Source organism: Winslowiella toletana (genome assembly GCF_032164335.1).
In the GTDB taxonomy this organism is placed as follows: Bacteria; Pseudomonadota; Gammaproteobacteria; order Enterobacterales; family Enterobacteriaceae; genus Erwinia; species Erwinia toletana_A.
In genome coordinates this window covers 3,346,523-3,370,431 of record NZ_CP134152.1, presented here as the reverse complement: position 1 = coordinate 3,370,431, position 23,909 = coordinate 3,346,523, and the positions used below count along the sequence as shown (strand labels likewise).

General features: G+C 54.7%; 25 protein-coding genes. 20 read left to right on the top strand and 5 right to left on the bottom strand.

From position 1 onward, the window contains the following. Positions 1-115 precede the first annotated feature (115 nt). From RIN69_RS15745 to RIN69_RS15735, 3 genes are read right to left on the bottom strand one after another with little or no spacing between them, the layout of a single operon-like run. Positions 116-1,621, bottom strand: coding sequence for a tripartite tricarboxylate transporter permease (locus tag RIN69_RS15745; RefSeq protein ID WP_313852938.1), 1,506 nt, complete (start codon positions 1,619-1,621; stop codon positions 116-118). Between the two features lie 10 nt (positions 1,622-1,631). Next, the gene (locus tag RIN69_RS15740) at positions 1,632-2,063 is read right to left on the bottom strand and encodes a tripartite tricarboxylate transporter TctB family protein (RefSeq protein WP_313857769.1); all 432 of its coding nucleotides are present in this window, start codon (positions 2,061-2,063) and stop codon (positions 1,632-1,634) included. Between the two features lie 12 nt (positions 2,064-2,075). After that, on the bottom strand, positions 2,076-3,047 hold the full coding sequence (locus RIN69_RS15735) for a Bug family tripartite tricarboxylate transporter substrate binding protein (protein WP_390902549.1): 972 nt from the start codon (positions 3,045-3,047) through the stop codon (positions 2,076-2,078). A 131-nt stretch (positions 3,048-3,178) separates the two neighbouring features. On the opposite strand from RIN69_RS15735, the gene tctD reads away from it, so the two are divergent. Further along, entirely contained in the window at positions 3,179-3,850 is a 672-nt protein-coding gene (tctD, locus tag RIN69_RS15730) for a transcriptional regulator TctD (protein ID WP_313852935.1), read from the top strand. Then, entirely contained in the window at positions 3,841-5,247 is a 1,407-nt protein-coding gene (locus RIN69_RS15725) for a sensor histidine kinase (RefSeq protein WP_313852934.1), read from the top strand. Before tctD ends, RIN69_RS15725 begins: the two co-directional genes overlap by 10 nt. On the opposite strand, the gene RIN69_RS15720 is transcribed toward RIN69_RS15725, so the two are convergent. Continuing rightward, positions 5,231-6,130: a DMT family transporter gene (locus tag RIN69_RS15720; protein ID WP_313852933.1), complete on the bottom strand. Its 900-nt coding sequence runs from the start codon at positions 6,128-6,130 to the stop codon at positions 5,231-5,233. The two genes, RIN69_RS15725 and RIN69_RS15720, sit on opposite strands and share 17 nt — an antisense overlap. Before the next feature lie 97 nt (positions 6,131-6,227). On the opposite strand from RIN69_RS15720, the gene RIN69_RS15715 reads away from it, so the two are divergent. The 16 genes from RIN69_RS15715 to hisP all read left to right on the top strand — a co-directional run bounded on the left by RIN69_RS15715 (position 6,228) and on the right by hisP (position 21,473). Beyond that, complete coding sequence (locus RIN69_RS15715; protein ID WP_313852932.1) at positions 6,228-7,007, top strand: AraC family transcriptional regulator; 780 nt, start codon at positions 6,228-6,230, stop codon at positions 7,005-7,007. A 104-nt stretch (positions 7,008-7,111) separates the two neighbouring features. Beyond that, a complete protein-coding gene (gene pdxB, locus RIN69_RS15710; protein WP_313857768.1) occupies positions 7,112-8,227 on the top strand; it encodes a 4-phosphoerythronate dehydrogenase PdxB in 1,116 nt (371 codons plus the stop codon). A 91-nt stretch (positions 8,228-8,318) separates the two neighbouring features. Next, positions 8,319-9,329: an aspartate-semialdehyde dehydrogenase gene (locus RIN69_RS15705; RefSeq protein ID WP_313852931.1), complete on the top strand. Its 1,011-nt coding sequence runs from the start codon at positions 8,319-8,321 to the stop codon at positions 9,327-9,329. Next, positions 9,329-10,150, top strand: coding sequence for a tRNA pseudouridine(38-40) synthase TruA (gene truA / locus RIN69_RS15700; protein ID WP_313852930.1), 822 nt, complete (start codon positions 9,329-9,331; stop codon positions 10,148-10,150). The genes RIN69_RS15705 and truA overlap by 1 nt, the downstream gene beginning before the upstream one ends. A 30-nt stretch (positions 10,151-10,180) precedes the next feature. Then, positions 10,181-10,840: a DedA family protein gene (locus RIN69_RS15695; RefSeq protein ID WP_313852928.1), complete on the top strand. Its 660-nt coding sequence runs from the start codon at positions 10,181-10,183 to the stop codon at positions 10,838-10,840. Positions 10,841-11,004: 164 nt separating this feature from the next. Then, complete coding sequence (gene accD / locus RIN69_RS15690; RefSeq protein ID WP_313852926.1) at positions 11,005-11,916, top strand: acetyl-CoA carboxylase, carboxyltransferase subunit beta; 912 nt, start codon at positions 11,005-11,007, stop codon at positions 11,914-11,916. Positions 11,917-11,999: 83 nt separating this feature from the next. Then, positions 12,000-13,268 (top strand): bifunctional tetrahydrofolate synthase/dihydrofolate synthase, encoded by a 1,269-nt coding sequence (folC, locus tag RIN69_RS15685; RefSeq protein WP_313852925.1) that lies wholly within the window; start codon positions 12,000-12,002, stop codon positions 13,266-13,268. Continuing rightward, positions 13,258-13,998 carry a cell division protein DedD gene (dedD, locus tag RIN69_RS15680; protein WP_313852923.1) on the top strand — a complete coding sequence of 247 codons (741 nt, stop codon included), beginning with the start codon at positions 13,258-13,260 and terminating at the stop codon, positions 13,996-13,998. The genes folC and dedD overlap by 11 nt, the downstream gene beginning before the upstream one ends. 237 nt (positions 13,999-14,235) lie before the next feature. Next, positions 14,236-14,721 (top strand): colicin V production protein, encoded by a 486-nt coding sequence (gene cvpA, locus RIN69_RS15675; RefSeq protein ID WP_052897382.1) that lies wholly within the window; start codon positions 14,236-14,238, stop codon positions 14,719-14,721. A 36-nt stretch (positions 14,722-14,757) separates the two neighbouring features. Further along, complete coding sequence (gene purF / locus RIN69_RS15670) at positions 14,758-16,275, top strand: amidophosphoribosyltransferase (protein ID WP_313852921.1); 1,518 nt, start codon at positions 14,758-14,760, stop codon at positions 16,273-16,275. A 143-nt stretch (positions 16,276-16,418) separates the two neighbouring features. Beyond that, complete coding sequence (locus RIN69_RS15665; protein WP_313852919.1) at positions 16,419-17,405, top strand: LacI family DNA-binding transcriptional regulator; 987 nt, start codon at positions 16,419-16,421, stop codon at positions 17,403-17,405. A gap of 141 nt (positions 17,406-17,546) precedes the next feature. Then, positions 17,547-18,116: a UbiX family flavin prenyltransferase gene (locus tag RIN69_RS15660; protein ID WP_313852917.1), complete on the top strand. Its 570-nt coding sequence runs from the start codon at positions 17,547-17,549 to the stop codon at positions 18,114-18,116. A 276-nt stretch (positions 18,117-18,392) separates the two neighbouring features. Next, the gene (gene hisJ, locus RIN69_RS15655; protein WP_313852916.1) at positions 18,393-19,175 is read left to right on the top strand and encodes a histidine ABC transporter substrate-binding protein HisJ; all 783 of its coding nucleotides are present in this window, start codon (positions 18,393-18,395) and stop codon (positions 19,173-19,175) included. A 112-nt stretch (positions 19,176-19,287) separates the two neighbouring features. After that, the gene (locus RIN69_RS15650) at positions 19,288-19,974 is read left to right on the top strand and encodes a histidine ABC transporter permease HisQ (protein ID WP_313852915.1); all 687 of its coding nucleotides are present in this window, start codon (positions 19,288-19,290) and stop codon (positions 19,972-19,974) included. Beyond that, on the top strand, positions 19,971-20,687 hold the full coding sequence (locus RIN69_RS15645; protein WP_313852914.1) for an ABC transporter permease: 717 nt from the start codon (positions 19,971-19,973) through the stop codon (positions 20,685-20,687). The genes RIN69_RS15650 and RIN69_RS15645 overlap by 4 nt, the downstream gene beginning before the upstream one ends. A gap of 12 nt (positions 20,688-20,699) precedes the next feature. Further along, the gene (gene hisP / locus RIN69_RS15640) at positions 20,700-21,473 is read left to right on the top strand and encodes a histidine ABC transporter ATP-binding protein HisP (RefSeq protein WP_313852913.1); all 774 of its coding nucleotides are present in this window, start codon (positions 20,700-20,702) and stop codon (positions 21,471-21,473) included. A 64-nt stretch (positions 21,474-21,537) separates the two neighbouring features. On the opposite strand, the gene RIN69_RS15635 is transcribed toward hisP, so the two are convergent. Beyond that, complete coding sequence (locus RIN69_RS15635) at positions 21,538-22,431, bottom strand: TIGR01777 family oxidoreductase (RefSeq protein ID WP_313852911.1); 894 nt, start codon at positions 22,429-22,431, stop codon at positions 21,538-21,540. Between the two features lie 202 nt (positions 22,432-22,633). Between RIN69_RS15635 and yfcF the strand changes: the two genes are divergently transcribed. Continuing rightward, complete coding sequence (yfcF, locus tag RIN69_RS15630; protein WP_313852909.1) at positions 22,634-23,275, top strand: glutathione transferase; 642 nt, start codon at positions 22,634-22,636, stop codon at positions 23,273-23,275. Between the two features lie 104 nt (positions 23,276-23,379). Beyond that, complete coding sequence (gene yfcD, locus RIN69_RS15625; protein ID WP_313852907.1) at positions 23,380-23,901, top strand: NUDIX hydrolase YfcD; 522 nt, start codon at positions 23,380-23,382, stop codon at positions 23,899-23,901. Positions 23,902-23,909: the final 8 nt, after the last annotated feature.

The following is a 23,909-nucleotide window of genomic DNA, read 5'->3' as shown; positions in this document are numbered from 1 at the left end:
GGGCGCGCCGGAAAAGAAACAGGGTAATCCGCTATGATAACAATCCCGCCGGGGAATCGGTAGTGGTGAACTCAATTAACTCCTTCCCCCGGTGGGGGAGGAAGGAGTGGAGAAGTTACTCGGTTGCCAGCGCGGCACGCTTACGACGCCAGTACTTCCAGAGTGGTGGCAGCAGCAAAACAGTGATTGCCAGAATTAACAGCACCTTACTGATGGCACTTTCCCAGAGAATCGGCAGATTACCGTTACTGATTGACAGTGCCCGACGTAAATTTTGCTCAAGCATTTCTCCGAGCACAAAGCCAAGAATCAGCGGCGACATCGGAAAATCCATTTTGCGCAGAATATAGCCGAAGATACCCAGTCCAACCATTAGCAGCAGGTCGAAGGTGGTGCTGTGCACCGCATATACGCCGACCGCAGAAATCGCGGCAATCGCCGGAACCAGAAACCACAGCGGAATGGTCAGCATACGAGCGAACAGATTAATCATTGGGATATTCATAATCAGCAGCATTACGTTACCGATTAACAGCGCGGCAATCAGCCCCCAGACGATATCCGGCTGTTCGGTAAACATCGCCGGGCCCGGCGTGATGTTGTACAGCGTCAGCGCGCCGACCATTACCGCCGTGGTGCCGGAACCGGGGATCCCCAGCGTCAGCATCGGAATAAACGAGCCGCAGGCCGAGGCGTTATTGGCCGCTTCCGGCGCGGCAACACCACGAATATCACCCTTACCGAAGGTATCACCACCGCTGATTTTTTTCTCACTCATATAGGCGATGGCGCTGGCGATAGTGGCACCGGCACCGGGCAGCACGCCGACAAAAAAGCCGAGCAGCGAAGAGCGCAGCGTGGCTCCCACGCACTGTGATGCTTCCTTCATATTGAACAGCATGCGTCCGCTGGCGCGCACCATTTTTTGTCCGCTGCTGGTGGATTCCAGCATCAGCAGGATCTCACTGACGGAGAACAGGCCGATTACCACCACCACAAACTGAATACCGTCAGAGAGATGTACGCTATCAAAGGTAAAGCGATAAACGCCGGAGTTGGAATCTACGCCGACGGTTGCCATCGCCAGGCCGATAAGCGCGGCGAGTATCGATTTAAGCGGATTATGGCTCATCATACTGCCCAGACAGGCGATGGCAAACACCATCAGGGCAAAAAACTCGGCCGGGCCAAATGCCAGCGACCAGTTGGCGAGCAGGGGAGCGAACAGAATGATGCCGACAATCGAAATGGTCGAACCGACAAATGAGCTGACCGCCGAAATCGACAGCGCGACGCCGGCCTGACCTTTTTGCGCCATCGGATAGCCATCCAGCGCGGTCATGATCGCACCGGCATCCCCCGGCACATTCAGCAGAATCGAGGAGATGCGCCCACCATATTCGCAGCCAATATACACTGTAGCCAGCAGGATCAGCGCCGATTCGGCCGGCAGATGCAGTGCAAAGGCCAGCGGCATCAGAATAGCGACGCCATTAATTGGCCCCAGACCGGGCAGTAAGCCAACAATGGTGCCGATAAAGCAGCCAATCAGCGCGATTAACAGGTTTTCCGGCGTCATAGCGACAGAAAAACCCTGCATTAAAAACGACCAGGTTTCCATGATTGTTCCTTTAGCTCAGCCAGCTGCCGAGCGGTAACGTGACGTCCAGCAGACGATCAAAGGCGTAAAACAGCACGCCACCCATCACCACGCCGGAAAGCGCGGCTGCCCACCAGACGGCACCGAACAGCATGCCGAGACCGAAGGTCAGCAGCGCGGTACTGAGTGGAAAACCGAGCGTTTCAAACAGCCAGCCATACAGCAGCATCATCACCATCAGGGCCAGCAGCCGCCCGAGCACCGATTTTGTGGGCCAGCTAATCAGGTCCGGTTTACGTATCAACAGCATCACCGCACAAATTGCCATCAGGCTAAGAAGCATGACCGGAAACGGGCGCGGACCGACCGGTTCATAGCTGTATTCGCTGTGGATGCCCCAGCCGACAAACAGGCCGGCAATACACAGCAACAGCCAGATCGCCGCAAAAATACGATCGCTCATCATCGCCTCCGTTTATTTTGCCAGGCCAAAGGATTTGGCCTTTTCACGGTAATCGGCCACCTGCTGTTTGACGTAGCTGTCGAGCGCGTTGCCGGTCAAGTTGAATTCAAACAGGCCTCGCAGATCGCGCTGATGTTTGAACTCGTCGCTGGCGGTCATCTTTTTAAACGCGGTTTCCCACCACTGATATTCGGCGTCGCTGACTTTTGGGCCAAGATAAAAGCCGCGAATAATCGGCCACTCAATATCAAACCCTTGTTCTTTAGCGGTCGGAACTGCTTGCAGTGGTTCCGGCAGGCGTTTATCTGACATCACCGCCAGTACGCGCATTTTGCCGCCTTCCAGATGTGGCACCATTTCACTCATATCGCCGGATACCACCTGAATATGGTTGCCCAGCAGCGCGGTAACCGCTTCACCGCCGCCTTCAAACGCGACATAGCGCATTTTGCGCGGATCGATTCCGGCTTCACGCGCCAGTAATGCGGTTTTCATCCAGTCCTGGCTGCCAATCGATGCGCCTGCCCCTACTACCACCGAGTTGGCATCTTTTTTCATCGCCGCCATCAGTTCGTTAAGCGTTTGGTACGGCGAGTCGGCGCGAACCGCAATCATGCCGTAATCAGTACCGACCGCCGCCAGCCACTTCACGTCATCTACCGAATAGCGGCCAAACTTGCCCTGCGACAGATTCAGCAGTGAACCGCCGGAGAAGGCGACCAGCGTGCCAAACTCTGCCGGACGTTGAGCGATAATCGCGTTGTATGCCACCGCGCCGACGCCGCCAGGCATGTAGGTGACGCGCATCGGCGAGTCGACCAGCCCGGTTTGCTGCAAAGAGATCTGCAGCAGTTTGCAGGTCAAGTCAAAGCCTCCGCCGGGTTTGGCCGGGGCAATACATTCGGTGCGGGAAGGGGGTTCTGCCGCAAAACTTGCCTGGGTTGTCAGACAGAGCACGGCACTGGCTAACGCGGTGCGGATCATTGTTTTCATCAGCTGCTCCAATTAATTCTTCCAGAGTGTGAACCTTACCGAGTTTTCGGGGTTGCTGAATTGTTAAAACATTAACCTTTCATTTACCTTTCATCGGACGGAAAAAAACAACAGGATGTGATATGCGTCTCTTACTGGTTGAAGATACGGCGGAGCTGGCATGCTGGTTGCGAAAGGCGCTGACCCATGCGGGGTTTGCCGTCGACTGGGTCGCTGATGGTCTGGCAGCCGATCAGCTACTGCAAACCGAGCAATATGCGCTGGTGGTGTTGGATGTTTCATTGCCGCGCCTTAATGGGCTGGAGTTGTTAGCGCGTATGCGTAAGCGCGGGCAGAGCCTGCCGGTACTGTTGCTGACCGCCCGGGTGGAACTGGCGGATCGGGTGCGGGGGCTGAATCAGGGAGCGGATGACTATCTGACCAAACCTTTTGAGCTGGAAGAGCTTGAGGCGCGCATCCGTGCGCTGCTGCGTCGCAGCCAGGGCCATCATGAGTCAGCGCAAGTGTTTGGTGAGCTGGTTTTGCATGACGAAGGTTTCTTTGTGTTGCAGGAAAAACCGCTGGCGCTGACGCCGCGTGAATCGAGCGTGCTGACGACGCTAATGCAGCGCCGTGGCCGGCCGGTTTCGCGTCAGCAGCTGTATGAACAAACTTTTACCCTTGCTGATGAAGCCAGCCCGGAAAGTATTGAGCTGTATGTGCACCGGGTGCGAAAAAAACTCTCCGGTAGCAATGTATCCATCGTCACGCTGCGTGGGCTTGGCTACAGCCTGGAGTGCCAGCCGTGCGCCTGATTCATTCATTACGCGGCGAACTGCTGCTGTGGCTGGGGCTCCCGCTGTTACTGCTGTGGGGCTTATCAGTGTATACTCACTATAAAAGCGCCTCGCAGGCGGCAACGCAGGCCTATGACCGCTCACTGCTGGCTTCGGCGCGCACCGTGGCAGAGCGGCTGGCAGTGCGGGATGGTCATCTGGAAGTGGATGTTCCCTGGGTGGTGCTCGACAGCTTCGAGCGCAATATGCAGGATCAGCTGTTCTATCAGGTGATTTCACCGGCCGGTAAAACGCTGTCCGGCTATGACGATCTGCCCGCTATTCCGCCGGATGTTCGGATGTCCACTCACTATCCGGCGCTGGTTTACTTCTATGACGCCGAATATCACCAGGCGCCGATTCGTATTGCCGCGCTGTGGCAGCCGGTCAGCGAAGAGGGGGTTGGCGGTATGGCGCTGATTCTGGTGGCGGAAACGTTGACTTCACGCCAGCAGTTTGCCGCCGGGCTGCTGCGTACCGCCATCTGGAGTCAGGGCGCGCTGGTGCTGATTACTTTGCTACTGGTGGGGCTGATGCTACGAAAGGTGCTGCGTCCGCTGCGCCGCTTATCACGGATTATGTCGCGTCGTGAGCCGGGCGAACTGTCGCCGCTACCGTCGGTGATGCCGTGGTCGGAAATGCAGCCGCTGATTGCCGCATTTAATCGCTATCTCGCGCGACTGCGCGATCTTCTGGCGCGTCAGGAACGATTCAGCGGCGATGTATCACACCAGCTGCGCACGCCGCTGACCATTCTGAAAACCCAGGTATCGCTGGCGTTAAGCAGCCCACGGCCGGAAATCTGGCAGGAGAGTTTGCAGGGGATGCGCAGCACGCTGGATGACACTATTCGGCTGACCGATCGCTTATTACAGTTGTCGCGTATCAAAGGGCGGCACGGCGATGAGAACGCCTTTCAGCGCGTTGATCTGGCCGAACGGGTGCGCGAGGCTTGTCTGACACGCTACTCGCAGGCAAGAAGTAAAAGCATCGACTTAGGCTATGAGGGCGATGAGCACTGCGACGTAATGGGTGATTCGCTACTGCTGGCAGAGCTGTGCGCCAATTTATTGGATAACGCCATTAAATACAGTCCGCAGGGGGGCGTGGTAACCGCACGACTGCGCAATGGCCTGCTGGAAATCGAGGACAGTGGGCCGGGTATTGCGGAATCAGAGCGGCAACAGGCGATGTTGCCATTTCAGCGGCTGGAGAGTACCGGCGGCCAGTCCGGTGCCGGACTCGGGCTGGCGCTGGTTAAAGATATTACCGCTTGGCATTACACCGATGCTGAACTGCTCCGCAGCCCGTCACTGGGCGGGCTGCTGGTGCGTATCCGGTTTAACTGCCTGCCGCTGGTCAGGCGGGCGGGGTAGCCAGCGGTTTTCTGCGGGTTAATGGCGTGCGCAGGCGCTGCGCCAGCAATACGCCGAACAGAGTAACGCCGCCGCCAATAAAGTGATAACTGTGCAGCGACTCATGGAGAAACAGCACGGCGATAATGGCGGTAAAGATCGGTGCGAGGTTCATAAAGATGGTGGCGGTATTGGCGCCCATACGCTGGACTCCCTGGATCCACAGGAATGGCGCGATGATCGAAGCCGGAATTCCGGCGAACAGCACCAGCGGAATATTGTGCAGATTCAGTGACACCTCAGGCGCGGCCAGGAAGCCTGGCGTCAGCAGCAGCACGCCAAACACTATCTGTACATACAGGCTCTGCCAGTTGGGCAGCGGAATCGCCCAGCGTTTGGTCAGCACGCCGTAAAGCGCATAGGAAGTAGAAGCGGCAAACATCATCAGTTCGCCTTTGCCCAGCCCATGCATCAGCAACTGCTGTGGATTGCCCTGGCTGACCAGCCACACCAGGCCAGCAAACGACAAAATACTGCCCAGCAGAATGCCGAGGGTCGGGGCCAGTCGCAGCACCACCAGGCTAATCAGCACCGTCAGCAGCGGGATCAACGCATTAAGAATCCCCATAAACAGCGCTGTCACGCTGTGCGCAGCATAGTAGGCGAGGCTCTGATACAGCACCATGCCCAGCAAGCCAAGAATTAATAGTTTCCACCACTGTGCGGCTATCTGTCGACGGTTGCGCCAGGCACCCGGCAACACAAATGGCGTCAACGCGATCAGCGCCAGTAGCCAGCGATAAAACGAAATCGCCGCCGGATCGATGGCGTCGGCTGACAACTTGCTGACGATGGCATTGATCGACCAGATCAATACCGCGAACAGGGGAAACAGGAAATTCATAGCGTGTCTCAGTCATTCAATTATCGCAGCAGTGTACGCTTGTCGGTTTTCATTGAGATAGTTAAAATCAGACAAAATTAATCGCGGACCGGACAGAATGACTCAGCAGCTGACTTATCATGCGCCTGAACATGCCAGAGATGCGCGCTTTTTCTTTCGTTACGAACAGGCCAACGCACGCACTGAATATCTGCCGCATGCGCACAGCTGGGGGCAGGTGATTTTCGTTAAATGCAACGTGCTGGAGATGAATGTCGAAGGCCAGCGCTTGCTGACGCCAGCCGAATTTCCCATCTGGATTCCACCGGGGAAACTGCACGCCAGTTACAACAATAAACAGGCCAATTTCCGTACCTTTAATATTGCCGCCAGCCTGTGTCACGGCCTGCCGGACAAAGCCTGCCTGCTGAAAGTCGGGCCAATTGTTAAAGCGATTATTGATGACTGCGCGGAGCGTCAGCTGCTGGTGGCGGAACGGCCGGCGGATATTCGCCTGTGCGAAGTGCTGCTCGATCAGCTGTCAACAGCGCAGGAGCAGGAGAGCTATTTGCCCAGCTCGCAGGATAAATACCTGACGCCGATTCTGCAGGCGCTGGAGCACAATCCGGCCGATAACACCACGCTGGCGCAGTGGGCGCAGCGGGTCTACACCACCGAGCGCACGCTGTCGCGCCGTTGCCAGGCGCTGCTCGGGATGTCGTTCAGCGAATGGCGGCAGCGCTTACGCTTTCTGCACGCCATCTCGAAGCTGGAGCAGGGGATGTCGGTGCAAAATGTGGCGCTGGATGTGGGCTACAGTTCCGCTTCAGCGCTGATTGTGATGTTTCAGCAGCAGAGCGGTATGACGCCGGAGCGCTATCGACAGCGGGCGGGATAACGGTACGCCACAATGCTACACCGCAGGGCGACATTATGGCAGAATGTTGGCCCTCACTGTGCTGATGCAGGAAACGATCTGTGAAAATCCTCGTTGATGAAAATATGCCCTATGCCCGCGAACTGTTCAGCCGTACCGGCGATGTGGTGGCGGTGCCGGGACGTCCGATTCCCGAAGCGCAACTGAGTGATGCCGATGGTTTGATGGTGCGTTCAGTAACCAAAGTGAATGCCGAATTGCTAAACGGCAAGCCGGTGAAATTTGTTGGCACCGCCACCGCAGGCACCGACCATATTGATGAAGATTTTCTTGCGGCGCAGGGTATCGGCTTTTCAGCAGCGCCTGGCTGCAACGCGATTGCGGTAGTGGAATATGTGTTTTCTGCGCTGCTGCTGCTGGCGGAGCGTGATGGCTTTCAGTTAACCGATCGCACCGTGGGTATTGTCGGTGTCGGTAACGTCGGCGCTCGCCTGCAGGCGCGGCTGGAAGCGCTGGGGATCCGCACGCTGCTGTGCGATCCGCCGCGTGCCGATCGCGGTGATGAAGGCGAGTTTCATCCGCTGGAAAAACTGGTCGCCGAGGCTGATATCCTCACTTTCCATACGCCGTTGTTTAAAGACGGTGCATATAAAACCCTGCACCTTGCCGATGCGGCGCTGCTGCGGGCGCTGAAATCCAACAGCATTCTGATTAACGCCTGTCGCGGTGCGGTGGTGGACAATGCTGCACTGCTCGAGGTGCTGAACCAGCGCGACGATCTCAGCGTGGTGCTGGATGTCTGGGAGCCGGAACCGGAACTGTCGCTGCCGCTGCTGGATAAAGTGGACATCGGCACCGCCCATATCGCCGGTTATACCCTCGAAGGCAAAGCGCGTGGCACGACTCAGGTGTTTGAAGCCTGGACACAGTTTATTGGTCAGGCCCAGCAGGTGGCGCTGGACACTCTGCTGCCGGCACCGGAATTTGGCCGAATTACGCTGCACGGTCCGTTAGATCAGCCAACGCTGAAACGTTTAGTGCATCTGGTGTATGATGTGCGCCGCGATGACGCCCCGCTGCGTCATGTTGCCGCCATCGCCGGTGAATTTGATCGCCTGCGCAAGAATTATCAGGAGCGACGCGAATGGTCGTCATTGCACGTGCAGTGCGATAACGCCGAAGCTGCCGAATTACTGAATAAGCTGGGCTTTAATGCCGTTTATCAGCAGCTTCGCGGATAGAAAGCGTTGCCGCTGTCAAAATTTGTACTGTTCGTTATGGCGGTGTCATTACCGCCGTCGATTTTTGAGTCATTTTCTGGAGTAAACCAACATGTCTGACGGCTGGAATATTGCGCTTTTGGGCGCGACAGGCGCAGTAGGGAACGCTTTACTGGAATTACTGGCGGAACGCCAGTTCCCGGTTGGTGAGTTATATTTGCTGGCCAGCGAACGCAGTGCCGGTGAAAACATGCGCTTCGAGGGCAAGACACAGATAGTTAAAGATGCCAGCGATTTCGACTGGTCACAGGCGCAGCTGGCGTTTTTCGTCGCGGGTCGTGAGGCTTCAGCACGTTATGCCGAAGAGGCTGCCAGTGCTGGTTGCCTGGTGATCGACAGCAGCGATCTGTTTGCTCTGGAGCCCGATGTGCCGTTAGTGGTGGCAGATGTCAATCCACAGGTACTGGCCGATTACCGCAATCGCAATATCATTAGCGTGGCTGACAGTCTGACCAGCCAGCTACTGTGTGCGATTAAACCGCTGGTAGAGCAGGCTGGCCTTAGCCGTCTGCAGGTGACTAATCTGCTGTCTGCCTCTTCATACGGCAAAGCCGCAGTGGACTCACTGGCTGGTGAAAGCGCGCGGTTACTGAACGGCATTCCGGCGGAAGAGCACTATTTTGGCCGTCAGCTGGCATTTAATATGTTGCCATTGCTGGCTGACAGCGAAGGCAGCGTGGCGCAGGAGCGTCGCTTGGTCGATCAGGTGCGTAAAGTACTGCAGGATGAAGGCTTACCGATTGCCGTCAGCTGCGTGCAGTCTCCGGTGTTTTACGGCAATGCGCAAATCGTGCATGTTGAAGGTTTGCGTCCGCTGTCAGCGGAAGAAGCGCGTGATGAACTGGCGCGTGCCGATGATATTCTGCTGTCTGAGGAAGATGACTATCCGACGCAGGTGGGTGACGCCTCCGGCAATGTCCAGCTCAGCGTAGGTTGCCTGCGTAATGATTATGGCGTGCCTGAGCTGCTGCAGTTCTGGTCGGTAGCTGATAACATCCGCTTCGGCGGTGCTCTGATGGCAGTTAAAACCGCGGAGAAACTGGTGCAGGAGTATCTGTACTGATGTCTGAGGGGGCGTTACCAGCCGAAGCCAGCACCATTAAGCTGGCGCTCGGTGTGGAATATGATGGCAGCCGTTATTACGGCTGGCAGCGTCAGCAGGAAGTGCGCAGCGTTCAGGCGCGGCTGGAGCAGGCGCTGTCAAAAGTTGCCAACCAGCCGGTAAATGTGTTTTGCGCCGGACGAACCGATGCTGGCGTGCACGGCACCGGCCAGGTGGTGCATTTCGAAACCACTTCGCAGCGCAAAGACGCCGCCTGGACGCTGGGCGCTAACGCCAATCTGCCGGCTGATATCGCGGTGCGTTGGGTCAAGCAAGTGCCGGATGAGTTTCATGCCCGCTTCAGCGCCACCGCACGGCGTTATCGTTATGTTATTTATAATCAACGGCTGCGTCCGGCGATTTTAGGCGGCGGCGTCACCCATTTTTACCATCCGCTGGATGCGGAAAAAATGCAGCGTGCCGGGCAGTGTCTGATTGGTGAAAACGACTTTACCTCGTTTCGCGCCGTGCAGTGTCAGTCACGTACGCCATGGCGTAACGTGATGCATCTGAATGTCAGTCGTCACGGCAGCTATATTGTGGTGGATATCAAAGCGAACGCTTTTGTTCATCATATGGTGCGTAATATTGTCGGTAGCCTGATGGAAATAGGCTGCGGCAATCAGCATGAAGGCTGGATGGCCGAATTGCTGGCGGCGAAAGATCGTACTCTGGCGGCAGCCACAGCGAAAGCTGAAGGGCTGTATCTGGTGGCGGTCGATTATCCGCAGCATTTTGCATTACCACGTCCACCGATGGGACCGTTGTTCCTCGAGGATTAATACCGGGCCGAAGGATTTTAAGAGAGAACTATGGATCTTATTCGTTTTGTCATCGATTTTATTCTGCATATTGATGTTCACCTGGCGGAGTTGGTGGCGCAGTATGGCATCTGGATTTACGCCATTCTGTTTTTGATCCTGTTCTGCGAAACCGGATTAGTGGTCACGCCGTTCCTGCCTGGCGATTCACTGCTGTTCGTTGCTGGCGCGCTGGCCGCACTGCCAGGTAACGATCTTAATGTTCACCTGATGGTGACTCTGCTGGTGATTGCAGCGATTCTGGGTGATGCAGTGAATTACACTATCGGAAGGCTGTTTGGAGAACGATTATTCAGTAATCCGAACTCCAAAATTTTCCGTCGCAGCTATCTCGATAAAACCCATGCGTTTTATGAGCGTCACGGCGGTAAAACCATTATTTTGGCGCGTTTCGTGCCTATTGTCCGCACATTCGCGCCTTTTGTGGCCGGTATGGGCCATATGTCTTACCGTCACTTTGCGTTTTATAACGTCAGCGGCGCGCTGATTTGGGTGCTGCTATTCTCCTATGCTGGCTATCTGTTTGGTGACTTACCGATAGTGCAGGAGAACCTCAAATTGCTGATCGTAGCAATTATTGTGGTATCAATTCTGCCGGGTGTAATTGAGGTGTGGCGCCATCGCCGCGCCGCGCGACAGCAGAAACAATAGCCATTTCGAAGGCTAAAAACGCCATAACCCAGCCGGACGGACCAGATTTCTATCCACAGCGCCGGAAGGTTATGGTTTAATGAGCGACATTTACGGCCTGCTGAAGTCGCTTTCAGCAGCAACAAGAAAACTGGTTTCACCAGGTTCAAACAGAAAGGTCATCAATGAGCTGGATTGAACGAATTCTCAACAAGAGCACCATCACCCCTTCGCGCAAGGCTAGTATTCCTGAAGGGGTTTGGACAAAGTGTGATAGCTGTGGTCAGGTTCTCTACCGCGCCGAGCTGGAACGCAATCTGGAAGTCTGCCCGAAATGCGATCACCACATGCGTATGCATGGACGTGACCGCCTGCACAGCCTGTTAGACGAAGGCTCGCTGGTTGAACTGGGTAGCGAACTGGAGCCAAAAGATCTGCTCAAGTTCCGGGATTCAAAAAAATATAAAGATCGTCTGGTAGCTGCACAGAAAGATACCGGCGAGAAAGACGCACTGATCGTGATGAAAGGTACGCTGCATGGCGCACCGGTTGTTGCTGCGGCGTTTGAGTTCTCCTTTATGGGCGGCTCAATGGGTTCCGTGGTCGGCGCGCGTTTTGTCCGTGCGGTCGAGCAGGCGCTGGAAGATAACTGCCCGATGATCTGTTTCTCGGCCAGTGGCGGTGCGCGTATGCAGGAAGCATTGCAGTCGCTGATGCAGATGGCGAAAACCAGCGCAGCGCTGGCGAAAATGCAGGAACGCGGTCTGCCGTATATTTCGGTGCTGACTGACCCAACTATGGGTGGTGTTTCCGCCAGCTTTGCAATGCTGGGCGATCTGAACATCGCCGAGCCAAAAGCTCTGATCGGTTTTGCCGGTCCGCGTGTTATTGAGCAGACGGTACGTGAAAAACTGCCGCCGGGTTTCCAGCGCAGTGAATTCCTGATCGAGAAAGGCGCGATTGATATGATCGTTCGCCGTCCGGAAATGCGTCTGAAACTGGCCAGTATCCTCGCCAAACTGATGAACCTGCCAGCGCCGCAGCCGGAAGCGGAAGAGATTGCTGCTGAAGCACCTTCCCAGACCCCTGAGGCCTGACAGATGATGGAAAGGTACAGCCACTGTCGATACGGCAATGCTGTACCTTTCACCAATGAACCGTAACGTTGTGAACGGGACACATGGATAATCTTCACCTTCCTCAAGCCACGTCGCCTTTGGCCACGTGGCTTCACTATCTTGAGCATTTACATTCTCAGGCTATCGAACTCGGGCTGGATCGTATCCGGCGCGTTGCTGACCACCTTGATCTGTTAACACCCGCGCCAACGGTGTTTACCGTCGCCGGGACTAACGGTAAGGGCACCACCTGCCGTACGCTGGAAACGCTGCTGATGGCAGCGGGCTATCGGGTTGGCGTCTACAGTTCCCCGCATCTGATACGTTACACCGAGCGCGTGCGTATTCAGGGAGCCGAACTGGAGGAGTCTGCTCATACCGCCAGTTTTGCCGCGATTGAAGCCGGGCGCGGTGAGACATCGCTGACCTATTTTGAGTACGGCACGCTGTCGGCGCTGATGTTGTTTAAGCAGGCGGCGGTTGATGTGGTGATTCTGGAAGTTGGCCTTGGTGGACGTCTTGATGCCACCAATATTGTCGATGCTGATGTGGCAGTCATTACCAGTATTGCGCTTGATCATACCGACTGGCTCGGCCCGGATCGCGAAAGTATTGGTCGCGAAAAAGCGGGCGTGTTTCGTGGTGCCAAACCAGCGGTGGTTGGTGAACCGGATATGCCGCAGTCGATCGCCGCAGTGGCGGATGCACTGGGTGCAACGCTGTTACAGCGCGATCGTCACTGGCGTTATCAGCTTGAGGGTAACCGCTGGAGCTTTACCGACAGCCACGGCAGTTTAACTGGCCTGCCGCTGCCTCAGGTGCCGCTGCCGAATGCGGCTACCGCATTGGCAGCACTGCGCGCCTCGACGTTGCAGGTGGACGAAGCGATTATCCGTGAATGGCTGGACAAAGCCATTCTGCCGGGGCGTTTTCAGACCGTGGCCAGCGCGCCGCGCGTTATTCTTGACGTTGCTCATAATCCGCATGCTGCCAGTTATCTGGCCAGCCGACTGGCTGAATTGCCAAAGCAGGGGAAAGTGCATGCGGTTGTCGGTATGCTGCACGATAAAGATATCGCCGGAACGCTTGCCTGTTTAGCGCCGCAGGTAGATAACTGGTATTGCGCTCCGCTGGAAGGGCCACGCGGGGCGACAGCCGACCAGCTGATCGCCTGTCTGCCGGATGGACAGAGCTTTGCCAGCGTAGTTGAAGCATGGCAGGCAGCGTTACAGCAGGCGCAGCAACAAGATATTGTGCTGGTGTGCGGATCGTTCCACACCGTGGCACAGGTAATGGAAGCGATGGAAACGGAGAACGGCAGTGGCAAGTAAGTTTCAGAACCGTTTAGTCGGAACCGTCATTCTGGTCGCCGTTGGCGTTATCGTATTGCCAGGTCTGCTTGACGGTAAGAAGAAGCACTATAAAGAGGAATTTGCGGCTATTCCGCTGGTGCCTAAACCGGGCGATCAGCAGGAAACCGATATGGTGCCGCCTGTTACCCAGTCATTGCCATCGCAGCCGCCAGAGGGCGCGGGCAAGGCAGTGGAGGGTGACAGCGATCGCACTTCGCAGCCAGCGGATAATGGCGCAACGATGCCGCAGACCGAAAGCAAGCCGACGGTGATTTCACCGCCACCGATGCAGCCGTCGAAACCGGTGGAGCAGCCAAGGCCGCAGACAAAACCGCAGCAGCAGCCGAAGCCGGTCGAACAGCCGAAGCCTCAGCCGAAACCGGTAGAGAAACCGAAGCCGGTTGAGCAGGCCAAACCGGTCGAACAGCCGAAGCAGGAAAATAAGCCGCAGGAGCAAGCACCGAGCGGTCAGGCGTATGTGGTGCAGCTGGGCGCATTGAAAAATGCGGCGAAAGTGAATGAGATTGTCGCGCAGCTTAGGTTGTCGGGCTATCGAGCTTATACCGTGCCGTCAACGCCGGTACAGGATCAGATTACCCGTATCTATGTTGGCCCGGACGCATCAAAAGCCAAAATGCAGGCCTCTGTCAGTGAACTCAAAGGGATTACTGGCCTGGGTGGCGTGGTTAAGCCTTATAGCGTGCGGTAAATAATCGCGTTTTCACTGACCAACGGGAGCCGTTTCGGCTCCCGCTCTGATGGCATACGGAATGCTGAATTCTCGTCGCCGGGGGCGCTAATTAATGTAATAACCCGTGGCGATTGAGGTTTTTTTAATCGCCTCTTTTTATTTGGTCTGGCAAAGGAAAACGTTACGCAAACGTTTTCTTTTTCTGTTAGAATTCGCCCCGAACTGGATGCAGGGGCACTGTCGCTGGAAGAGTTCATGGTCTGGATAGATTACGTCATCATTGCGGTTATCGGTTTTTCGGCTCTGGTTAGCCTGATCCGCGGGTTTGTTCGGGAAGCGTTATCTCTCGTTACCTGGGGATGCGCATTCTTTGTCGCCAGTCATTACTACTCCTATCTTGCGGTCTGGTTCACAGGTTTTGAAGACGAACTGGTTCGAAATGGAATTGCCATTGGCATACTCTTTATTGCCACCCTGATCGTGGGGGCTATAGTGAATTATGTGATTGGCTCCCTGGTCGAAAAGACCGGCCTGTCAGGTACCGACAGGGTGTTGGGCGTCTGTTTCGGGGCACTGCGTGGCGTACTGATTGTTTCTGCCATTCTGTTTTTCCTCGATACATTCACCGGCTTCTCAAAAAGTCCGGACTGGCAACAGTCTCAACTGGTTCCCCAGTTCAGTTACATCATCAGGTGGTTTTTTGACTACCTGCAAAGCACGTCGAGTTTTTTACCCCGGTAATCGCGCCGGGGGTGCGGCTTATGAGGATATGACAACATGTGCGGTATTGTCGGTATCACCGGTTTCATGCCGGTAAACCAGTCGATTTATGACGCGTTAACGGTGCTTCAGCACCGTGGTCAGGATGCTGCAGGCATCGTCACCATCGATGCATTAAATTGCTTCCGTCTGCGTAAGGCGAATGGCCTGGTCAGCGATATATTTGAAGCGCGTCATATGCAGCGTCTGCAGGGTAATATGGGTATCGGTCACGTCCGTTATCCGACCGCCGGAAGCTCCAGTGCTTCTGAAGCGCAGCCCTTCTACGTTAACTCCCCTTACGGCATTACCCTTGCACATAACGGCAACCTGACTAACGCACATGAATTGCGTAAGCAGCTGTTTGAAAGCGGTCGTCGCCACGTTAACACCACGTCTGATTCAGAAATTCTGCTGAATATCTTTGCGCAGGAACTGGATCGCTTTCAGCACTATCCGCTGGAAGCTGAAAACATTTTTGCGGCGGTGGCTGCGGTGCACCAGCGGGTGCGCGGTGCTTACGCTGTGGTGGCGATGATCATCGGTCACGGTATGGTGGCTTTCCGCGATCCAAACGGCATTCGTCCGCTGGTGATCGGCAAGCGTGCAATGGCTGATGGTCGCGTTGAGTATATGGTAGCCTCGGAGAGCGTGGCGCTGGATACACTCGGCTTCGAGTTCCTGCGTGATGTCGCGCCGGGCGAAGCGGTGTACATCACCGAGAAAGGGCAGCTTTCTACGCGTCAGTGCGCGGAAAATCCGAAAAGCAATCCGTGCCTGTTCGAATACGTCTACTTTGCCCGTCCTGACTCGTTTATCGACAAGATTTCGGTCTACAGTGCCCGTGTGCGTATGGGAACCAAGCTCGGTGCCAAGATTGCGCGCGAATGGGAAGACCTGGATATCGACGTGGTCATTCCTATTCCGGAAACTTCCTGCGATATCGCGCTGGAGATTGCCGGGATTCTGAATAAGCCTTATCGTCAGGGCTTTGTGAAAAACCGCTATGTTGGCCGCACCTTCATTATGCCGGGCCAGCACCTGCGCCGCAGCGCGGTTCGCCGTAAGCTGAACGCCAACCGTGCAGAGTTCCGCGATAAAAACGTGCTGTTGGTGGATGACTCGATTGTGCGAGGCACCACCTCTGAGCAGATTATTGAGATGGCGCGTGAGGCCGGAGCGAAGAAAGTTTATCTCGCGTCTGCAGCACCGGAAATTCGTTTCCCGAACGTGTACGGCATCGATATGCCAAGCGCCACCGAGCTGATTGCTCATGGGCGTGAGGTAGAAGAGATTCGCCAGATTATTGGCGCCGACGCGCTGATTTTCCAGGATCTTGACGATCTGATCGAAGCGGTACGAGAAGAGAATCCGGATATCGCGCAGTTTGAATGCTCGGTGTTTAACGGTATTTACGTCACTAAAGATGTCGATCAGCAATATCTTGAGTATCTCCAGTCACTGCGTAATGACGATGCCAAAGCACTGGCGCGCCAGAATGAAGTGGAAAACCTTGAGATGCACAACGAAGGTTAAGGCTGACGCGTCAGTTGCTCTGACTTTTGCTGAAAATCATGCCAGCCGGCTCAAACCGGCTGGCTTTTTTATTGGCAAATTTCTCATTACTAATACAGCAGGCATAATGGCGCAACGTAGTGGCCGTGTGACGGACATGAATAATGAAAATGCAACGCATAACGTTACATGATATTGCCACCCTGGCTGGTGTAACAAAAATGACGGTCAGCCGCTATCTGCGCACGCCTGAAAAAGTCAAAGCAGAGACCGCCGCGCTGATCGCCAGCGTTATCGCGGAAGTCGGTTATCAGCCTGATACTGATAATCTGGTCAACCATCAGCTGCCGCGTATCGGGGTGCTGATCCCCTCTTTTCACAATCAAATCTTCGCCGATCTGTTAGCGGGTATCGAATCTGTTACCCGTGCGCAGGGCTATCAAACGCTGGTGGTCAATTACGACTACGACCAGCAACGCGAGGAACAGCAAATCGCCACGGTGCTGGCCTTTAATGTTAAAGCGCTGCTGCTGACCGAAACCACTCATACGGTACGCGCCGAAAAATATCTTAACGCCGCTGCGATTCCGGTGGCTGAAGTGATGGGGCTAAGCCAGACGCCGGGGCGGATCAATGTCGGTTTTAATAATACTCGTGCCGGTTTTGATATGACCAATATGCTGATTGCCAGCGGCAAAAAACGGATTATTTATTTCGGGTCAATGTCAGACGCCCGCGATCAACAGCGCTATGCTGGCTACAGCGAAGCCATGGCGGCGGCGGGATTAGCGGCTGGCCGTATTGTGCCGGGTAAAGTGTCATCAGTATCGATTGGCAGCGGCATGATGACGCTGGCGCGGCAGATGTACCCGGATATGGACGGTATTCTCTGTACCAATGATGATCTGGCGGTTGGGGTGTTACAGGAGTGCCATGCGGCGGGCATCCTTGTTCCGCAGCAGCTGGCGATTGCCGGGTTCCACGGTCTGGAAATTGGTCAGGTGATCACGCCTAAACTCGCCAGTGTGATTACGCCGCGCTTTGATATGGGCAAAATTGCCGCCGGGATGCTGATTAAAAAGATTCAGCATCAGCCCACCATTGAACAAGTAGATTTGCATTATCGCTTGTCGATGGGGGAGACGATTTAAGTCATGTTTCAGGTAAATATCTTTTTGCGCTGCTGCTGGATGTCCCGCAAAGGAATCATCGCCGCACTGGCAGCGCAGTTGTAATTTAGTGCGTCAACGTCCAAACTTGCGCGATTAAGCGTGACTGAACAAGGCAAAAGTATGAAGCGACTCATTATCGGAATTTCCGGCGCCAGCGGCGTAATTTATGGCGTGCGTATGCTGCAAGTTTTGCAGCAGGTAGCGGAAGTGGAGACTCACCTGGTGATGAGTCAGGCGGCACGCCAGACGCTGGCGCTGGAAAGCGATCTGTCGGTGCGTGACGTGCAGGCGATGGCCGACGTGGTGCATGACGTGCGCGATATTGCCGCCAGTATTTCATCCGGCTCGTTTAAAACCGATGGCATGGTGATTTTACCCTGCTCAATGAAGACGCTGTCGGGCATTGTCCACAGCTATACCGACGATCTGCTGACGCGCGCAGCCGATGTGGTGTTAAAAGAGCGGCGGCGGCTGGTGCTCTGCGTGCGTGAAACCCCGCTGCATCTGGGGCATCTGCGGATGATGACCAGCGCGGCAGAGCTGGGTGCGATTATTATGCCACCGGTGCCGGCGTTTTATCACCGGCCAGAAACTATCCAGCAAATAATCGACCAAACGGTGAACCGGGTGATCGATCAGTTTGAGATTTCCCTGCCACAGGATCTGTTTACACGTTGGCAGGGTGCGTAACATTTAGCCAATTGCATCGCGGTGGTGCAATAATCAGGACTGGATCACTATTCGTGCATCGCGCGCACTAAAAAGCAACATAATTGCCGCCAGGCCACAACAACCCTGTTATATTTCCCTCGCAAACTAAGCGCCAGCGCCCGGTTTTAGCCGTGTACATTGCACACTCATTCCGGGCAGCAACATGCCAAAGAACTGGCATGAAATCTGCAAAAAGAAACGGCGCAAACACATCTCGCACCATATAAAAATAAGCAATTTACTTGAGGGTAATGTATGAAAAAGCAGGTCCTGGCTCTTTCTCTGGTGCTGGCCTTCTCCAGCGCAAGCAGTGCGTTCGCTGCTGTACCAAAAAATCTGCGTATCGGAACCGATCCGACCTATGCGCCGTTCGAGTCGAAAAACGCGCAGGGGCAACTGGTCGGTTTTGATATCGATTTGGCCAACGAGATTTGCAAACGTATTGAAGCGAAATGTAGCTATGTCGAAAGTGATTTCGATGCGCTGATCCCTTCGCTGAAGGCGAAGAAAATCGATGTGATTATCTCTTCACTTTCCATCACCGAAAAACGTCAGCAGGAGATCGCCTTCTCTGAAAAGTTGTATGCTGCCAATTCCCGTCTGATCGCCCCTAAAGGTTCGCCAATTCAGCCGACGACTGAGTCACTGAAAGGCAAAACTATTGGCCTGCTGCAAGGCACCACACAAGAAACTTACGCTAACCAGTACTGGCGTCCAAAAGGAGTGACGGTCACGCCTTACGCTAACCAGGATCTGGTCTATCAGGATCTGACCGCCGGTCGTATTGATGCTGCGTTTCAGGATGAAGTCGCTGCCAGCGAAGGCTTCCTGAAGCAACCGGTAGGTAAAGATTATCAGTTTGCCGGCCCGGCAGTGAAAGATGATGCGATTTTTGGCGTCGGTACCGGTATGGGCATGCGCAAAGATGATACCGAGCTGAAAGCGGCAATTGATAAAGCTTTCGCTGAGATGCGTGCAGACGGCACCTACGACAAATTGGCGAAGAAGTACTTTGACTTTGATGTCTACGGTGGCTGAGTAACACCTGTCGTCAACCTCAGTCAGTGAAAGGCGATTGAGGTTGCCTGTGATGGTTGCCCGCAGCAGGCGGGCGGCCATTTGTTCGACTGTATACGACAGGATTACATCCATGCTGTATGGCTATTCTGAAGTCATCTTAAAAGGCGCAGCGGTCACGCTGGAGCTGGCGTTAAGTTCGCTGTTAATCGCGGTAGTGCTGGGTCTGATTGGCGCGGGTGCAAAGTTATCCAGCAATCGTCTTATTGCTCTCATTTTCGAGGGTTACACCACCCTGATTCGTGGTGTGCCCGATCTGGTACTGATGCTGCTGATCTTTTACGGATTGCAGATCGCCCTCAACGCGGTAACCGATGCTGTCGGGATTCAACAGTTCAATATCGACCCGATGGTGGCCGGTATCCTGACGCTGGGTTTTATTTACGGCGCTTACTTTACTGAAACATTCCGGGGTGCTTATCTGGCGGTGCCGAAAGGCCAAATTGAAGCGGCGACCGCGTTCGGTTTTACCGGCTCGCAGGTTTTCCGTCGCATTCTGTTTCCTGGCATGATGCGCTTTGCTCTGCCGGGTATCGGCAATAACTGGCAAGTTATTCTGAAAGCCACTGCGCTGGTGTCTCTTCTGGGTCTTGAGGATTTGGTAAAGGCAACCCAGCTGGCAGGAAAAAGTACCTGGGAACCGTTTTATTTTGCCATTGTGGCCGGGGTGATTTATCTGATATTTACCACGCTATCGAACGGTGTGTTGTGGTGGCTTGAACGCCGCTACTCGGTAGGGGTGAAAAGGGCAGAACTATGATCGAGATTATTCACGAGTACTGGAAAGCCCTGCTCTGGACCGACGGCTATCGCTTTACCGGCGTGGCGATCACTCTTTGGCTGCTCATTATTTCGGTGGTGCTCGGCGGTTGCATGGCGGTGCTACTGGCGATTGCCCGGGTATCGCCGAATCGCGCGGTGCGTTTTCCTGTCTGGCTGTTTACTTATGTGTTTCGCGGTACACCGTTGTATGTGCAGCTGTTGGTATTCTATTCCGGCATGTATACGCTGGAGGTGGTGAAAGGCACCGAGATGCTGAATGCCTTTTTCCGCAGCGGCCTGAACTGCACCTTGCTGGCTCTGACGCTGAATACCTGTGCCTATACCACCGAGATTTTTGCTGGTGCAATTCGTGGTGTACCACACGGTGAAATCGAAGCGGCACGCGCATATGGTTTTTCAACTTTCAAACTTTATCGCTGCATTATTCTGCCTTCAGCCCTGCGCTCCGCGCTGCCGGCCTATAGCAACGAAGTGATTCTGATGCTGCACTCTACCGCGCTGGCATTTACCGCTACGGTGCCGGATTTACTGAAGGTTGCGCGTGATATTAATTCGGCAACCTATCAGCCGTTTACCGCCTTTGGTATTGCTGCCGTGCTGTATCTGGTTATTTCCTATGTGCTGATCAGCCTGTTCCGCATGGCGGAAAAGCGCTGGCTGGCGCATGTTAAACCCTCATCGTCCCATTGAGTAAGTAACACTATGGCCGAAAATAAATTAAACGTAACTGAACTCCATAAGCGCTATGGAAAACATGAGGTGCTGAAGGGCGTTTCATTGCAGGCCAATGCCGGTGACGTCATCAGTATTATTGGTTCATCAGGGTCCGGAAAAAGCACATTTTTACGCTGCATTAACTTTCTCGAAAAACCCAGCGAAGGAGCGATTGCGGTAAATAATCAGGCGATTAATCTGGTGCGCGATACCGACGGCCAGCTTAAAGTATCCAATAAGGAGCAGCTACGCACGCTGCGCACCCGGCTGACGATGGTATTCCAACACTTCAATCTCTGGAGCCATATGACGGTGCTGGAGAATGTGATGGAAGCGCCGATCCAGGTGCTGGGCCTGAGCAAGCAGGCAGCGCGTGAACGTGCCGTTCGTTATCTGGATAAGGTCGGTATTGATGAACTGGCGCGCGGTAAATACCCGGTCAATCTTTCCGGCGGTCAGCAGCAGCGTGTCTCTATTGCCCGTGCGCTGGCGATGGAACCCGAAGTATTACTGTTCGATGAGCCGACTTCTGCGCTCGATCCTGAGCTGGTGGGTGAAGTGCTGCGTATCATGCAAAAGCTGGCGGAGGAGGGGAAAACCATGGTGGTCGTAACCCATGAAATGGAATTTGCTCGCCATGTTTCCAGCCATGTCATCTTCCTGCATCAGGGTAAGATTGAAGAGGAGGGGCCACCGCAAGAGCTGTTCAACCATCCCAAAAGTGCCCGTTTGCAGCAGTTTTTATCGGGTGCATTAAAGTAGTTTTACTTGATACTGAATGCAGGGGCGCCGAAAACGCTGCCCCTGCAATCATCACCGGCGGTGATCACACTACGTCGCGCAGAGCCTCATCCAGCTGATACCAGCGAAAAGCGAAACCGGACTCTTCCAGCCGTTTTGGCAGCACATGTTGCCCGCCCAGGACCAGGACGGCCGACTCTCCCATCATCAGTTTAATCGCGCTGGCTGGGGTGCGCATAAACGCCGGCCGATGCATGGCATGCCCGAGAGCGGCGGCAAATTGCTCATTGCGCACCGCATAGGGTGACACCATATTAAACGGCCCCTCTAACTGCGGATTATTCAGCAGCCAAAGAATTGCATTCAACATATCGTCGAGATGGATCCACGGCATATACTGCTTACCGTTGCCCAATGGCCCGCCAATTCCCAGTTTAAACGGCAGTTTCATTTTTGCCAGCGCACCGCCTTGCTTCGCCAACACCACGCCGGTGCGCATCAGACAGACGCGGGTACGCTCACTTGCGGCGCCGAGCGCCAGTGCCTCCCAGCGTGCGCAAAGTTGATGCGTAAACTCATCGTTACCGGGGTCGTCCTCGGTCATTACCAGATCGCCAGTATCGCCATAAAAACCGGTAGCCGAGCCGGAAATAAACACCGAGGGTGGATTGCTACTGGCATTTATCAGTGAAGCCAGCCGCTCGGTAATCTGCCAGCGGCTTTCACACAGTTTCTGTTTTTGATGTTCACTCCAGCGCTTATCGGCGATCGGTTCGCCCGCCAGGTTGATTATCGCGTCAATTTCATTCAGATCGCGCTGCTGCGCCAGGCCTGACCACAGATTAACGGCCGAATCGAGCCGGGCTCTGGCGGCAGCGACGTCACGCGTTACCACACTGATCTGATGACCCGACTGCAGCAAACGCGGGATAAGATGGCTGCCAATCAGTCCGGTGCCACCGGTGAGTAAAATATGCATGCTGAATATCCTTATGCGTTGTGTGACAGCCTGTTTTCAGCATAGAAGAGAACCGGCTGTGACGCGAAATGATCGAAAAAGGAAGCTGCGCCCGGCATGCGGCGAAAGCCAGCCCTAATCCCCGCAGTTGCCGATTGCCTTTGTCGGGAAAAATCGGTAAACAATGAGATTCCGTCTGCGTCACTCTGTCAAAGGAATCAGAATGGATTATCCGAAAATTACCCTATGGTCCGATGCGTCGTTTTTCAGCCCTTATGCGATGTCGGTTTATGTGGCGCTGACTGAGAAAGGGGTGCCCTTTAGCCTGAAGCGAGTCGATCTGGCATCAGCTGAACATCTGAGTGAACGCTATCGTGACATCTCACTGACGGCCAGGGTTCCCACCCTGCAGGTTGACGACTTTCTGTTAAGCGAGTCGTCGGCAATTGCGGAGTATCTGGAAGAGCGCTTTCCGGCACCCGAGTTTGAACGCCTTTATCCGCGTGACCTGCAAAAACGCGCCCGCGCGCGTGAAATACAGGCCTGGCTGCGCAGCGATCTGTTAGCGCTGCGTGCGGAACGTCCAACAGAAGTGCTGTTTGCCGCAGAGAAGTTTCCACCGCTCTCTGAGGCAGGACAGTATGCGGCACAAAAGCTGATTGCGGTCGCTGAACGCTTGATTGTCAGCGGCCAGCAAAATCTGTTTGGTGAATGGTCAATTGCCGATACCGATTTAGCGATTATGCTTAATCGTCTGGCTTTGCACGGTGACGATCTCCCTGAAAAATTGGCTGATTACGCTTTTTTCCAGTGGCAACGTGCGTCCGTGCAGCTGTGGTCAGGAGAATCGGGCAAAACACGTTAACTACCCGTTGCGCTTATTGCGTCCGATAACATAAGCCATTACTTTAGGCGGTTGCGACAACCATATGCGCAACCATGCGCCAGAACAGAAAAAAAGGGTCACTGATGGTGGAACAAAGTCAGGCTGCCGGTACGGAGTGGGTGGATATCGTTAACGAAGATAACGAGGTAATTGCTCAGTCGAGTCGGACTCAGATGCGTGCACAATGCCTGCGCCATCGCGCAACCTATATCGTGGTTCACGATGGTATGGGAAAAATTCTGGTGCAGCGCCGTACCGATAATAAAGATTTTATGCCGGGTATGCTGGATGCCACTGCGGGTGGCGTAGTGCAGAGTGGGGAAGTGTTACTGGAGTCAGCACGTCGTGAAGCGGAAGAAGAGCTGGGTATCGCAGCGGTGCCTTTTGCCGAGCACGGGCAGTTCTATTTTGAGGATCCACACTGTCGCGTCTGGGGCGGGCTGTTTAGCTGTGTCTCACATGGCCCGTTCGCCATGCAGGAAGAGGAGGTTGCAGAGGTATTCTGGATGACGCCGGAAGAGGTAACCAGCCGCTGTGATGAGTTCACCTCTGACTCGCTGAAAGCGCTTTCGTTGTGGTTAAGTCGTAACAAAGAGCAGAATTAAATAGCAGA